This window comes from Actinomyces ruminis (assembly GCF_002154335.2).
Classification (GTDB): Bacteria; Actinomycetota; Actinomycetes; order Actinomycetales; family Actinomycetaceae; genus Actinomyces; species Actinomyces ruminis.
The window spans coordinates 34,916-48,516 of record NZ_MTPX02000051.1 but is presented as its reverse complement, the minus strand read 5'-3'; the positions used below and the strand labels follow the sequence as shown (position 1 = coordinate 48,516).

Below are 13,601 nucleotides of genomic sequence, written 5' to 3'. Positions count from 1 at the left end.
GGCCAACTCACCTGAGGTGAGCTGGCCTTGCAAGCGCGCCGCTTGAGTGGTACCCCGTACCGGATTTGAACCGGTGCTGCCGCCGTGAGAGGGCGGTGTCCTGGGCCGCTAGACGAACGGGGCCTGCCGACTGGCTCCTTGAGGAACCGTGGCTCGTACCCCGTACCGGATTTGAACCGGTGCTGCCGCCGTGAGAGGGCGGTGTCCTGGGCCGCTAGACGAACGGGGCTCGAATATGGACTTGTTCGAGGCGCCGAGGCCGTACTCCGCCCACCAATGACGATGGACCGGTTTGCGGCTATCAGCACTCGGCTGGGGTACCAGGACTCGAACCTAGAATGGATGAACCAGAATCACCTGTGTTGCCAATTACACCATACCCCAAGAGATTGGTGCACCCGCGCGGCTAACGCCCGGGCAGCGATCGGTAATTTACACGGCCTCCCCGCCAACGCCAAGTCAGATCGCCGTGAGTGCAGCCACACCCAGCGCACATGCATGCCCCGATCCCGACCTGTTCACCGGCGCCGCGGGCAGCCACAGCCAGCACATACACGAGTTTGGCTCAGGAGCACGAGTTTTAGAGGTTTGCAGGCGCTGTGCACGTGGAAACCTCTAAAACTCGTGTCACTGCCGAGAACTCGTGTATGTCGGCCGTAGGACGGAGCATCGGTCGGCCGCCGCCCTCTTCACCGGGGTCCACAGGTGCGGTTCGTGCACCCCCAATCCACAGGACTCAACGTGCCCGATGGCGCTGAATGAGGCCGAAGCACAGGATCGCCCCATGGATGCCTATCCGACCCCGCCGTCGCTTCCGCCGGTCATCCTGTCGGCGGTAAGCAACCTGCCACATCTGTCACACCGCCCCGAACTCGTCCGCCCCATGCGTGGCGTGTACTACCACCCCTCAGAAGCCGCTGAAGTGTGGCGGCAAAAGCGCGAGGTCAGCCTGGTGCGTTGTCGAGGCGCATGGGAGACGCGGCGATCCGCCACTGCTCTGACCCATGAGTCCGCCGCACTGTTGCACGGTCTATGGGTTCGCGATGCCGAACCAGATGTTTGGACCGCCGTTCCCAAACGCCCGTCGGCGCCCACCATTGTCCTGCCTGCGGTTGAGTTCCGCCGCGGAAGAACTCCTCGTCTAGCGACGGAGAGCACGGGCGGGCGAGCGGTGTGCCTGCACAAACGACGACTATCGATCCCGAACGAGCAACTGGTGATGATCCAGGGCATCGTGGTGACCGACCTCATGCGCACCGCGGTCGACTGTGCCTTCGATCTGCCGGCCTGCCAGTCCATCACCATCGTCGACTCGGCCATGCGCGCTCTGGTCCGTCCGGATCGTCGTGACTTCACTGGATCGCAGCAGCGCTGGCAGGAGGTTCGCGTCAGGTTTCTGCAGGCGGTGGAGGAACAGGCCGGGCGGAAGGGCGCCGTCCGCGCGCGGGCGGTGGCCCGGATCGCCAGTCCCTTCTCGGAGTCCCCAGGTGAAAGCGTGGTGCGCTGGCAGGTCGAGGCCCTCGGGCTGCCCTCCGCGGTGCTACAGCAGCGGGTCGACATTCCCAGCCAGGGTCGCCACTTCTTCCTCGACCTGGCCTGGCCCGCACTGCGAATCGCCGCGGAGTACGACGGCCGCGACAAGTACGCGGTTACAGGCACGACCTGGGATGAGAAGGTTCGGCAGGATCTCATCCAGGAGTCATCCGGTTGGACCTTCAAGCGCTTCACCGCCGAGCATCTGCGTGACGCGGCCCGGCTCTGTCAGGACGTCCTAAGTATGTTCCCGCCCGCCATCACCGCCAATGCCCGACGGCGCCGGGGACTGTGGGATTGAGCAACCTACAAGTACACGCGTTCACGTCGTGTACACGAGTTTTGGAGGTTTGCGTGTGCGCAGCGGCCGCATACCTCCAAAACTCGTGTCAATGCCGAGAACTCGTGTAAGTGTCGGCTCCGCCCCGTCTCAGCCCAGGCGGGCGCGCAGCGCGCGCAGACGCGCCAGGAGGAGTCGGCCCCCAGAATCTCCATGGACTCAAACAGCGGCGGGGAGACCTGCCGGCCGGTGACGGCCACGCGCAGCGGCCCGAAGGCCAGACGCGGCTTGATCCCCATGCCGTCGACAATCGCCGCGCGCAGTGTCTCCTCCAGCACCTGAGTACACCACGGACCGGGCAGCGCCTCGAGCGCGGCAATAGCCGTGTCCAGCACCTGCGGGGCGGAATCCTTCAGGCGCGACACGGCCCGCTCCTCGAGCTCCAGATCGGCATCGTCAACCAGTAGGAAGCCGAGCATGTCGCGGGACTCTCGCAGCAGCTGGATGCGGGTCTGGATCAGCGGGGCCGCGGCAGTGAGGATCTCCTGCTCGCGCTGCGTCAACTCGGCGAAGGCGGTGGCGCTCACCAAGGGCCGGGCCGTCCAGTCCGGGTCGGCAGGGTCGGGGTACACGTCCGCCAGGTAGGGCACCAGCCGGTCGCGGAAGTCGTCGATCTCCAGCCGGCGCAGATGCTCGGCGTTGATGGCCTCGCACTTCTTGGGGTCGAAACGGGCCGGGTTGGGATTGACGTCGCGGATGTCAAAAGCGGCCACCAACTGGTCGGGGGTGAACACGTCCTCGTCCTTGGACAGGGACCAACCCAGCAGAGCCAAGTAGTTCAGCAGTCCCTCCGGCGCCATGCCCCGGAAGCGGTGGATGAGCAGATTCGACTCGGGGTCACGCTTGGACAGCTTCTTGTTCCCCTCCCCATCACGTAGGGCAGGTGGGCGAACTCGGGCACCCGCTGCGCGCGCCCGATCGCCATCAGGCGCGGTACAGGACCACCTGCCGGGGCGTGGAGGACAGCAGGTCCTCCCCGCGCAGTACGTGGGTGATGCCCATGGCGGCGTCATCGACGGGGTTGACAAGCGTGTAGAGCGGGTCACCGCCGGCGCGCACCACCACGTAGTCGGGCACGGAGCCGGCCTTGAAGGTGACCGGGCCGCGCACCAGGTCGTTGAAGCTGATGTCCTCGTCCGGCATGCGCATGCGCAGCACCGGCTGGCGGCCCTCGGCGCGGAAGGCGGCCTTCTGCTCCTCGGTCAGGTCGCGGTCGTAGCCGTCGTAGCCGAGCTTGGGATCCTCACCCTTGGCACGATGGCGCGCCTCAATCTCGGTGGGGGTGGAGTAGGACTCGTACAGGTAGCCGGCCTGGAGCAGCTCGTCGGCGACCTGCCGGTACAGCTCGGTGCGCTGGGACTGACGGTAGGGGGCGTGGGGGCCGCCCTTGGCCACACCCTCGTCCCAGTCCAGGCCGAGCCAGCGCAGCGAGTCGAGGATCGCCTCGAAGGACTCCTCGGAGTCGCGGGCGGCGTCGGTGTCCTCGATGCGCAGCACGAAGGTGCCGCCGGTGTGCCGCGCATACGCCCAGTTGAACAGGCAGGTGCGCACCATGCTACGTGCGGCGTACCCGTGGGCGAGGGGCAGAAACGGACGCGGATCGGCGAGGATCCGGGGGCGGGCGGGGTGAAGGCGGAAGCCTTGGCAGTGTCGTCACTCATGATGGGCCAACCCTAGCCGCCTCCGCGTCCGGCTCCCGCACGCGCCCGCCGACGCACCGCGGCGGGCAGCCTCAATAGACTGCCCGCATGAGTGCCACCAGCCCTGCTCCCGCCGCCGTCACATCCGCTTTCAGTGCTGACGCCGCCACGGCCGCTTTCGACGCCCTGACCTGTGAGGTGATGCGGCAACGCGGCTCACTGAAGTGGACCCTGTACCCCGGAGACGTGATCGGCGCCTGGGTGGCGGAGATGGACCTGGGCACGGCGCCTTCGGTTACCGCCATCCTCCAGCGCGCGGTGACGGACGCTCCTACGGTTATCTGCCCCCGCAGGTCGCCAAATCCGTATGCGAGCAGACCGCCCGCTTCCAGGGGGAGGCCTTCGGCTGGCGGGTAGAGGCCAGGGACGTGAGCCTGCTGCCGGACGTGCTGTCCGCCCTGGGCGCGGTGATCGCCCACCACACCCGCCCGGGCAGTGCCGTGATCGTGCCGACCCCGGCCTACATGCCGTTCCTTTCCTACCCCGGCCTGTACGGGCGCGCATGCGTGCAGGTGCCGGCCCTGCACGCCGCGGCCGCCGACGTCGCTGCGGGCGCCACCTGGACGCTGGACCTGGATCGCATTGAGGCGGCGATGGCCGCCGGCGCCGGCCTATTGGTGCTGTGCAACCCCTGGAACCCGGTGGGCCGGGTGCTTTCACCCGCGGAACTGGACGCGGTCGCCGAGCTGTCCGCCCGCTACCGGGTGCCGGTATTCGCCGATGAGATCCACAGCTCGCTGATCCTGGACCCGCAGGCCGTGCACACTCCCTACGCCTCACGCCTGGGCGCCGACCCCGACCTGACCTTCACCGCCACCGCCGCCTCCAAGGGCTGGAACACACCCGGCCTCAAGTGCGCGCAGTTGATCGCCTCCGCCGGAGCGCGACGGGCCTGGGATGACCACCCCTTGTCCAAGCACCTGGCCAATGAGGCGTCGCTGCTCGGCGCCCAGGCAACCGTGGCCGCGCTGCGCGACGGGCGGGAGTGGAACGCCTGCGTGCGCGCGTACATTCGTGAGAACGGGCGGCTGGTGGCCGAGGCGCTCTCCGGGGTCGACGGCGTCGAGCTCACGGTCCCGTCCGGCACCTACCTGGCCTGGCTGGACTGCTCCGCCCTGCCCCTGCCCGACGGCGTCACCCCGGCGGACTACTTCCGCCGCGAGCCCGGAGTGGCCATGAACGACGGGGCCGCCTTCGGCGCCGGCTACGAGGCTTCTGCCGGCTCAACCTGGCCACCGGGCGCGGAATCATGCAGCAGGCGGCCCAGCGTCTGGTCGACGCCGTCGTGCGCCTGCGCCTCTGAGCCGGGCCCGCCGCCTCGGGGGGCGTCGGGCCGGTCGGATCCCATCAAGGCCGGCCCGACGGCGCCGCAGCCGAACACCCGCGGGGAGCTGACCGCGATCAGGCGGTTTGAGCGGGAGGGGTTGCTGCAGCCGAGCCGCGTGGGCTCAGCGGCGCACCACCGGGTTGCCGAAGGAGCCAATGCCCTCCACTTCCACCTCGACCCGCTGTCCGGCGCGGATCTCACCGACGCCCGCCGGCGTGCCCGTGAGCACGACGTCGCCGGGCAGCAACGTGAAGATGCGCGAGACGTAGGCGATCAGCTCGGGAACCGAGTGGATCATGTCGGCGGTCCGGCCCTCCTGCACGACCTGCCCGTCCACGCGGGCGCGCACCACGGCGTCGGCGGGGTCGAAGGCGGGCCGCTCCCCCGCGGGCTCCGGAATCTCGATCCAGGGCCCCAGCGGGCAGGAGGTGTCAAAGGCCTTGGCGCGCGTCCAGGTGCTGTCTTGGCGCTGGCAGTCGCGGGCGGAGACGTCGTTGGCGACCGTGTAGCCGAGGATCGCGGAGGCGGCCTCGCGCGGCGAGATGTCCTTGACGACCGTTTTGACGACCGCGGCGAGCTCGGCCTCATAGTGGACCTCGCTCGACCATTCGGGCAGCACGATGGGCATGTCCGGACCGATGACGGCCGTGTTGGGCTTGAGGAAGATGATGGGCTCGGTCGGAGCCTCCCCGCCCATTTCGGCGGCGTGGGCCGCATAGTTCTTGCCGACGCCCACCACCTTGGAGCGCGGGATTACCGGGGAGACCAGGCGCGCCTCGTTCAGGGGCACCACCTCGCCGGTCGCCTCGGGCACGGTGTACAGCGGGTCGCCCTTGAGGACGAGTAGGCGGCCAGCGGACTCGCCGGAGGGGGCGGCCTCATCGGTGGGCAGGCCGTCAACAATGCCGTAACGGAGTTCGTCTCCCGTGGAAAAGCGTGCGATCTTCATGGCACGACCCTAGATGATTGCCGCCGCGCGGGTGGACGCCTGCCGCGGCGTCGCGCGGGCCGGCCGGCTTATTCGGCGGAGACTTCAACCGCGTCCAGATCCCGCTGGACCGCGGACTCCTCGGTCCAGATGTCGCCCGGCAGCTGCCCGGGCAGGAAGGGGTTGTCGGTGGCCACGAAGTAGATCTTGTCCCGCAGCCCGGCCTGCAGCTCCGCCTGCTGCTGCTCCCAGTCGCGCAGCGCCCCGAAGGCCCACTTGCCCAGGCTGAGGACCGCAATGATGTTGATGATCGCCATCAGTCCCATGACGACGTCGGACAGGTTCCACACGAAGGTCAGCGAGGCGACCGCGCCCAGCGCAGCGGCGACCACAATCATGGCGCGCACCCCGTAGTGGCGCCGGCCCATGCCACGCAGGAAGTCCATGTTGACCTCCGCGTAGGCGTAGTTGCCCAGCAGCGAGGAGTAGGCGAAGACGAACACCACCACGGCCATGAGGTACTGGGCCCAGGGGCCGAGCACATTGCTGACGGAGTTGACGGTCAGCGTGCCGGCGCGTCAACGTCGGCGGTGGCCGGGTCGTAGACGCCCGACAGCAGGATGATCAGCGCGGTGGCGGTGCAAACCACGATGGTGTCCACGAACACGCCCATGGACTGGATGAAGCCCTGCTGCACCGGGTGGTGCACCGTGGCGGTGGCGGCCGCGTTCGGCACGGAGCCCTCGCCGGCCTCGTTGGAGAACAGGCCGCGCTTAATGCCGTTCAGGGCCGCCGCCATGAAGCCGCCGCTGAGCCCCCAGAATGCCTGGTTCGCCCCGAAGGCGCCCTCGAACACGGACAGCAGGCGCCCGGAATGGCGCCGGCGTTCAGCACCAGGATCACTATGGCGATGATCACGTAGATCAGGGCCATGAGCGGGGCCAGCCACTCGGTGATGGCGGCAACCCGCTTGATGCCCTTGAAGACTACTGGCGTCGTGATCAGCACCAGCACGATGGCCGTGACCCAGGGCTCGATGTCGAAAGTGCCCTTGAGCACGTTGGAGATCGCGTTGGCCTGGGTGGCCTCGTAGGCGAAGCCGAACACGAAGGTGATCACCACGGCGAAGATGCTCGCCCAGGTCTTGGAGCCCAGGCCCTTGTGGATGTAGTAGGCGGGGCCGCCGCGGAAGGTGCCGTCGGGGTGAGCGACCTTGAACAGCTGGGCGAGGGTAGACTCCACGAATCCGGTAGCCATGCCCACCAGGGCCACCAACCACATCCAGAACACGGCGCCCGGCCCGCCCATGGTGATGGCGATGGCCACGCCGACGATGTTGCCGGTGCCCACGCGGGAGGCCAGCCCCACGGTGAAGGCCTGGAAGGAGGACATGCCCTCACCGACGGCGCCCCGGGAGGAGGTGATGGTCCGCAGCATCTGCCCGAACAGTCGCAGCTGCAGCGCGCGCGTGCGCCAGGTGAAGTACAGGCCGGCGGCGATCAGCAGCCAGGCCAGCAAATCGCCGTAGAGATGATCGGAGATGTTCTCCAGTACCTTGGCGGGGCCGTCGAAGAAGCCGGCGGTCGGCAGAACGGTGGGATTCATGGGTCTCCGGACGTAGTCGGGATGCGCCGGCGGGAGGGCGCGGGGGCTGGTCGCGTGGACCGCCCCTTGACGGTTTGAGCCGTCCCAGAACCGCAGGCGCCAAAGCCTGCGGATGAGGCGGAACTGCCCTCACTGTATTTAGTTCACGGCGTCATCCGCCCGTAATGTTGGCGATCTCACGGCGTCGTCGTCCCATACGTCACCGGGCAGCGGCCCGGGCAGGTAGGGGTTGTCGAGGGCGACGAAGCGGATCTCCCCGGCGGCCTGGGCCCCGGCGGCGACCCGGGCGCGCTGGTCCTCCCAGTCCCGCAGCACGCCGACCGCCCAGGGGGTCAGCGCCACCAGGGCAAGCAGGTTCAGAACGGCGCCGATGCCCAGCAGCACATCCGCCAGCGTCCACACGGTGGTCAGGGCGGCCCCGCCGCCGATGAAGGCGCAGGCGACGGCGGCCACGCGCAGCGCCGTCGTCACCCAGGGCGTGCGGGTCAGATAATCAAGGCACACCTCCGCGTAGGAGAAGGCACCCAGGATGGTGGAGTAGGCGAGCACGAACACCAGCAGCGTCATCGGCCAGCTGGTCCAATCCCCCAGTGTGGCCCCGATCGCGGTCTGGGTCAGGGTGCCGGAGACGTCCGAGTCGCCGGCGCCGGTGACGCCGGGGGTGTATACGGCGCCGTCGGAACGGCCCGCGATCAGGATGGCCAGGGCGGTGGCGGTGCACACGAACAGGGTGTCCACCAGCACGCCGAAGACCTGCACGAAGCCCTGCTGAGCCGGGTGGGCGACCGTCGCCGAGCCGGCGGCGCAGGCGGCCCCGCCCAGGCCCGCCTCGTTGGAGAACAGGCCGCGGCGCACGCCGTTGAGCAGTGCCGCGGTGATGCCGCCGGCGGTGCCGGCCAGGCCGGCGCGCAGGTTGAAGGCGGCGGCGAAGATGTCGCCTATCGCCTCGGCGGCCTGCAGCGGGTGGGTGATGATGATGACCAGCACCAGCAGCAGGTACAGGGTCGCCATGATCGGGGCCAGCCACTCGGTCACCCGTACCACCGAGCGCAGCCCGCCCAGCAGCACGGGGGCGACCAGCACGGTGACGATGGCCGCGCCCCACCAGGGGTTGAGGCCGGTGGAGGCGCCCAGCGCCGCGGTCATGGCGTTGGCCTGCACCATGGGCATGGCCAGGCCGTTGGCCACCATGAAGACGACGGCGAACACGCCGCCGAGCACCGGCAGGCGCATGCCGCGGGCCATGTAGTAGGCGGGGCCGCCCCGGTAGGTGCCGTCGCCGCGGCGCACCTTGAACAGCTGCCCCAGGGAGGCCTCCACGAAGGCGGTGGCGGTGCCGAGCAGGGCCACCACCCACATCCAGAACACGGCCCCGGGACCGCCGAGGACCAGGGCGAGTGCGACGCCGACGATGTTGCCGGTGCCCACGCGGCAGGCGAGCCCCACGGCGAAGGCCTGGAAGGAGGAGATGCCGCCGCGAGCGCCGGACCGGGAGCCGGCCACCGAGCGCATCATGGAGCCGAGGTGCCGCAGTTGCAGGCCGCGGGTGCAGATGGTGAACCAGGCGCCCGCCCCCAGCAGCAGCCAGATCAGGATGGTGCCGAACAGCAGGTTGGAGGCACCGGTGAGTAGTTCGTTCAGGGCGTCCATGGTTCAGTTCCCCATCAGTCGGGCATCGTCGACGGCGTCGAGCCGGCCGTCGGCGGTGGCGGCGGGCTCCTCCCACACGCCGGGCAGGGTGTCCCCCGGCATCAGCGGGTTGCCATGACCGACGAACACGGGGATGGCGCCGACGGCGCGCTGGGCCTCGTAGTCGCGCAGGGCACCGCGCACCCACGGGAACAGGCGCACGATCACCACCAGGTTGATCACGCCCAGCAGGCCCAGGGCGATGTCGGTCAGGGCCCACACGATCGGCAGGGTCAGGACGGTGCCGGCAAAGGCGGCGGCGGTGAGCAGAATGCCGAAGGCCTGCTCGGCGCGCCGCTCGCCGCCAGGTAGTTGACGTTGACCTGGGAGTAGGAGTAGCAGCCGAGCACGGTGGAGAAGACCAGCACGAAGATCAGCACCACGATCGGCCAGGTGGTCCACTGCCCCAGGTGCTCGGCGACGGCCTGCTGGGTGAGGACGGCGCCGACGAGTCCCTCGTTGCCGGGCTGGTAGGTGTCGGTGGCCAGCAGGATCAGCAGGCCGGTGGCGGTGCACACCAGGCCGGTGTCCACGAACACGCCGAAGGACTGGATCAGGCCCTGGCGGACGGGGTGGCTGGTGGTGGCGGTGCCGGCGGCGTTGGGGACGGTACCCAGGCCGGCCTCATTGGAGAACAGGCCGCGGCGCACGCCGTTGAGGACGGCCGCGAGCATGCCGCCGGCGGTTCCGAACAGGGCCTGGTCCCGGCCGAAGGCGCCGCGGAAGATCTCACCGAAGACGGTGGGAATCTCACCGAGGTTCATCAGGATCACCACGATGGTGACCAGCACGTAGGCCAGGGCCATCAGGGGCGCGACGACCTCGGTTACCCGGGCCACGGACTTCAGCCCGCCGAGCACCACCGGCCCGGTCAGCAGCACCAGGGCCACGCCGACCATCCAGGGCTCAACCGTGGGCACGGTGGCGTAGACGACGCCGGCCAGGGAGTTGGTCTGCACCATCACCACCGTGACGCCGACGCTGACGATGCACATGGCGGCGAAGATGGCGCCCCAGGTCTTGGAGCCGAGCCCGTTCTTGATGTAGTAGCGGCCGCCGCGGAAGGTGAAGTCGCGGCCGCGCTCCTTGAAGATCTGGGCGAGGGTTGACTCGGTGAAGCTGGTGGCCATGCCGATCAGGGCCACCACCCACATCCAGAACAGGGCGCCGGGGCCACCGGCGACGACGGCGAGCGCCACCCCGGCGATGTTGCCGATCCCAACGCGGGCGGCCAGGCCGACGGCGAAAGCCTGGAAGGAGGAGATGCCGCCCTGGGCGCCGGACCGGGAGGAGGCCACGGCCCGCAGCATGGAGCCGAAATGGCGCAGTTGCACGGCGCGGGTGCGGATGGTGACGTAGATGCCGACGGCAATCAGCAGGGCGGCCAGGAAGTAGGTGTAGAAGATGTCGTCGACCTGGTTGAGGGTGTTCTCCAGGTTCGCGAGGCTCATGGCGGGTTGAGGCATCGGGGCTCCTTGCGGGTGGGGCTCTAGGGGCGGTGGCTGGGTGGCGGTAGGCGGTCAGTTCCAGACGTCGCCGGGCACGTCGGCGGGCAGGTGGGGGTTGTCGTGTCCAACGAAGACGAGCTCTTCGACCCCGGCGCGGCGCTGGGCCTCCCAGTCGCGCAGGGCGCCCACCCCCCACTTGGACAGCAGGATCAGGGCGACGAGGTTGGTCACGGTCATCACGGCCATGGCGATGTCGACGGCGTTCCAGACGACGTCGAGCGACAGCACGGCGCCGGCGGTGGCGGAGACGACGGAGACCACGCGCACCGTCCAGGTGGCCCATGCCTTGCCGCCGGTCAGGAAGGACATGTTGGTGTCGGAGTAGACGTAGGCGGCGATGATCGAGGAGTAGGCGAGCACGAAGATGAGCACGGCGATGGGCAGGATGGTCCAGCCGCCGAGCTCGTGGGAGACGGCCATGATGGTCAGGGTGGAGGGGTTGGCGCCGTCGGCCCCCCACACCTCGGGGCCGGCGATGAGGATGACGAAGGCGGTGGCGGTGCATACCACGATCGTGTCGATGAACACGCCCAGGGACTGGATCAGGCCCTGCTGCACCGGGTGGGCGACGGTGGCGGTGGCGGCCGCGTTGGGGGCGGTGCCCTGGCCGGCCTCGTTGGAGAACAGCCCGCGCTTGGTGCCGTTGACCACGGCCGCGAGGATGCCGCCGCCCAGGCCGCCCACCAGGGGCTGGGGGGCGAAGGCGGAGGAGATGATCAGCCCGAGCACCTCCACGAACCGGCCTAGGTGCATCAGGCAGATGATGAACACCATGATGATGTAGATGCCGGCCATGATCGGGGCCATCCACTCGGTCACGCGGGCGACGGTCCGGATGCCGCCGAAGATCACCATGGCGGTGAACACGAACACGAGCGCGGCGATGACCAACTGGGCGGCCGAGAACCCCCCGAAGCCCTCGATGGCGGAGCCGTCGTCGCCGATGGCGCCCAGGAGGGTGCCGGCCACGGCGTTGGACTGCACCGAGGTGATGATGAAGCCGCAGGTGACCAGGGTGATGACCGCGTAGACGCCGGCCAGCACCGGGCTGCCCACGCCGGCGCGCATGTAGTAGGCGGGGCCCCGCGGAAGGAGCCGTCGGCGGCGCGGACCTTGAAGAGCTGGGCGAGGGTGGCCTCGAAGAAGGCGGTGGCCATGCCCACCAGGGCCACCACCCACATCCAGAACACGGCGCCCGGCCCGCCCATGAGCAGGGCGGCGGCCACCCCGAAGACGTTGCCGACGCCCACACGGGCCGCCAGGGAGATGGCGAAGGCCTGGAAGGAGGAGATGCCGCCGCGAGCGCCGGCGCGGGAGGAGGCCACGGCACGGAACATGTCGGGCAGGTGGCGCACCTGGACGCCGCGGGTGCGGATGGTCAGGAACAGGCCGGTGCCGACCAGCACCCACATGGTGATGTGGGCGGTGATCCAGTCGGCGATCGAAAGCAGGTTGGCGGCGAGAGCTTCCATGAACGAGCGGGCCTTCCACGTGGGGAGACGGGAACGCGCGGCATCATCGCACAAACCCCGCCGCGACCCGACATCCGTCCGCATATTCATACGCCGTCGGCATTGCCAGGGTGGTCGAGCCGTCGACTTGGGACTCAGGGCTGCGACTGTGCGAGCGGCGGCGCCACCGCCTCCCGGACGACTCCGTAGTCGATCATGAGCTGCACCGGACGATCATCGCGGTCGAACCCCCAGTAGACGGCGTAGGTGCCGTCCCCCCATCCGGAGCTCGTCATGACCCCGATGGGCCCGGCGCCATAGTCGAACATCGTCATATCCTCCCAACGGCGCTCCGGGAACGGATTCCAGGCATTCCACCACTGCCGCCGCGTCAGACGTATGTATGCGGCGGCGTCGACGATCGCGGCGGTGCCCGAGTCCACGCCCACAGCGGTCCCGCACCCTGGGAGGAGCGCGGCCGCACGCCAGTGCACGGCCTCGGCGTCGGCGAGCAGCACCCGGACGGCGCCGACTCGCTCGTAGGAGCCGGTGTCGGTCTCAATCGTCGCCAGCAGCGCCTGGGCGGTGGCATCCCCCGGCGGCACGCGCAACGCACACGCGTACATCATGTTCGCGCCCGAGCCGGCGTCGCCCACCGCGAACACGCCCGCGTGTGGAAAGCCCCCGATGGTCTGCACCCTGACCGCCAGTACCTGTGCCCGGCGCTGGGCCTCGGCGATCGCTGCTGCCACAGGGGGCCTTCGATTTCATCCACCTGTTCCGCCAGCTCGAACGTGTCCACGGGCACGCGGGACCAGCCGTCGTGGAACAGTGCGCCGGGGTTGGGGCCGTCCGCGTCCGGGCTGAGACTAATGTCCTCATAGGGTGCCGTCCCGTCCGGCGCGTGCAGCCAGCTGTCGCGAAGCTCCTGCGGCACCAGGGGCTGGCCGGGATCCTCGTGGTACTCGTCGATCCTGTCTATCAGCCAGTCCCGCGAGTCGTTGCGCAGGACGACTTCAACAATGGGCCAGCCCCGGCCGCCGGTGCGCGCCACCCGCACCCGGGCCCAGTTCCCGTACTCCTCGGCCCGCTCCACCTTGCAGGTCTGTGGACTGTAGTCGCTTTCCGAGGAGAAACCGCGCACGCGCTTAACCCAGGACCGCTCGGTCCGGTGGGCCGCTTCGACGGCGTGCAAAGCCTGGCTCCAGGCGTCAAAGGGATCGGGTTCAGAGCGCTTCTCGCCGCCTTCCCTGCTCCGCTTGCGGGCTCCCCCGGGACCGGCGGAGTGCCGGCCGGCGGTCGTCTCCTCGTCATCCGGCGGATAGAACAGCGGCTTCACCCGCGCGTGGGCGGCGGCATAGTCCGCCAGAAATGCTTCTACTCGGCTGCGGGGGTCCATATCCGGTCCAATCGTGTGGGTGATGGTGTCCTGCAAGCCTGCCACATCCGTATCCGTCAGCCGGGAGACCGTCAAGGAGCGTCAACCGGGGCGGCCGTCCCGGAACCGGCGGGGCACCGTG

General features: G+C 69.2%; 6 protein-coding genes, 3 tRNA genes and 5 pseudogenes. 3 read left to right on the top strand and 11 right to left on the bottom strand.

Annotation, left to right across the window (positions count from 1 at the left end; genetic code table 11):
* Positions 1–47: 47 nt before the first annotated feature.
* From BW737_RS10190 to BW737_RS10180, 3 genes are all read right to left on the bottom strand, one after another.
* Positions 48–123 (bottom strand) — tRNA-Glu (locus BW737_RS10190).
* A gap of 33 nt (positions 124–156) precedes the next feature.
* A tRNA-Glu gene (locus tag BW737_RS10185) sits at positions 157–229 on the bottom strand.
* Between the two features lie 83 nt (positions 230–312).
* Positions 313–384, bottom strand: a tRNA-Gln gene (locus BW737_RS10180).
* An 832-nt stretch (positions 385–1,216) separates the two neighbouring features.
* On the opposite strand from BW737_RS10180, the gene BW737_RS10175 reads away from it, so the two are divergent.
* Positions 1,217–1,834 carry a hypothetical protein gene (locus BW737_RS10175; protein WP_086614358.1) on the top strand — a complete coding sequence of 206 codons (618 nt, stop codon included), beginning with the start codon at positions 1,217–1,219 and terminating at the stop codon, positions 1,832–1,834.
* Positions 1,835–1,963: 129 nt separating this feature from the next.
* On the opposite strand, the pseudogene gltX reads toward BW737_RS10175, so the two are convergent.
* A pseudogene (gltX, locus tag BW737_RS19485) lies at positions 1,964–3,534 on the bottom strand (glutamate--tRNA ligase).
* A gap of 87 nt (positions 3,535–3,621) precedes the next feature.
* On the opposite strand from gltX, the gene BW737_RS19480 reads away from it, so the two are divergent.
* Together BW737_RS19480 and BW737_RS10165 are read left to right on the top strand one after the other, a co-directional pair.
* Positions 3,622–3,930, top strand: a complete 309-nt coding sequence (locus tag BW737_RS19480) for a hypothetical protein (RefSeq protein ID WP_338063904.1) — start codon at positions 3,622–3,624, stop codon at positions 3,928–3,930.
* Positions 3,855–4,712 (top strand): annotated as a pseudogene (locus BW737_RS10165) (aminotransferase class I/II-fold pyridoxal phosphate-dependent enzyme); the annotation flags it as partial. The gene BW737_RS19480 and the pseudogene BW737_RS10165, both read left to right, overlap by 76 nt.
* 309 nt (positions 4,713–5,021) lie before the next feature.
* On the opposite strand, the gene BW737_RS10160 reads toward BW737_RS10165, so the two are convergent.
* The 7 genes and pseudogenes from BW737_RS10160 to BW737_RS10130 all read right to left on the bottom strand — a co-directional run bounded on the left by BW737_RS10160 (position 5,022) and on the right by BW737_RS10130 (position 13,525).
* A complete protein-coding gene (locus BW737_RS10160) occupies positions 5,022–5,849 on the bottom strand; it encodes a fumarylacetoacetate hydrolase family protein (protein ID WP_086614359.1) in 828 nt (275 codons plus the stop codon).
* Between the two features lie 68 nt (positions 5,850–5,917).
* Positions 5,918–7,433: pseudogene (locus tag BW737_RS10155) on the bottom strand (alanine/glycine:cation symporter family protein).
* A 138-nt stretch (positions 7,434–7,571) separates the two neighbouring features.
* On the bottom strand, positions 7,572–9,083 hold the full coding sequence (locus BW737_RS10150; RefSeq protein WP_086614360.1) for an alanine/glycine:cation symporter family protein: 1,512 nt from the start codon (positions 9,081–9,083) through the stop codon (positions 7,572–7,574).
* A gap of 3 nt (positions 9,084–9,086) precedes the next feature.
* A pseudogene (locus BW737_RS10145) lies at positions 9,087–10,573 on the bottom strand (alanine/glycine:cation symporter family protein).
* 69 nt (positions 10,574–10,642) lie between these two features.
* Positions 10,643–12,102, bottom strand: a pseudogene (locus tag BW737_RS10140) (alanine/glycine:cation symporter family protein).
* A 134-nt stretch (positions 12,103–12,236) separates the two neighbouring features.
* Complete coding sequence (locus tag BW737_RS10135; RefSeq protein WP_086614361.1) at positions 12,237–12,746, bottom strand: DUF4241 domain-containing protein; 510 nt, start codon at positions 12,744–12,746, stop codon at positions 12,237–12,239.
* Positions 12,707–13,525, bottom strand: coding sequence for a hypothetical protein (locus BW737_RS10130; RefSeq protein WP_086614362.1), 819 nt, complete (start codon positions 13,523–13,525; stop codon positions 12,707–12,709). Before BW737_RS10130 ends, BW737_RS10135 begins: the two co-directional genes overlap by 40 nt.
* Positions 13,526–13,601: the final 76 nt, after the last annotated feature.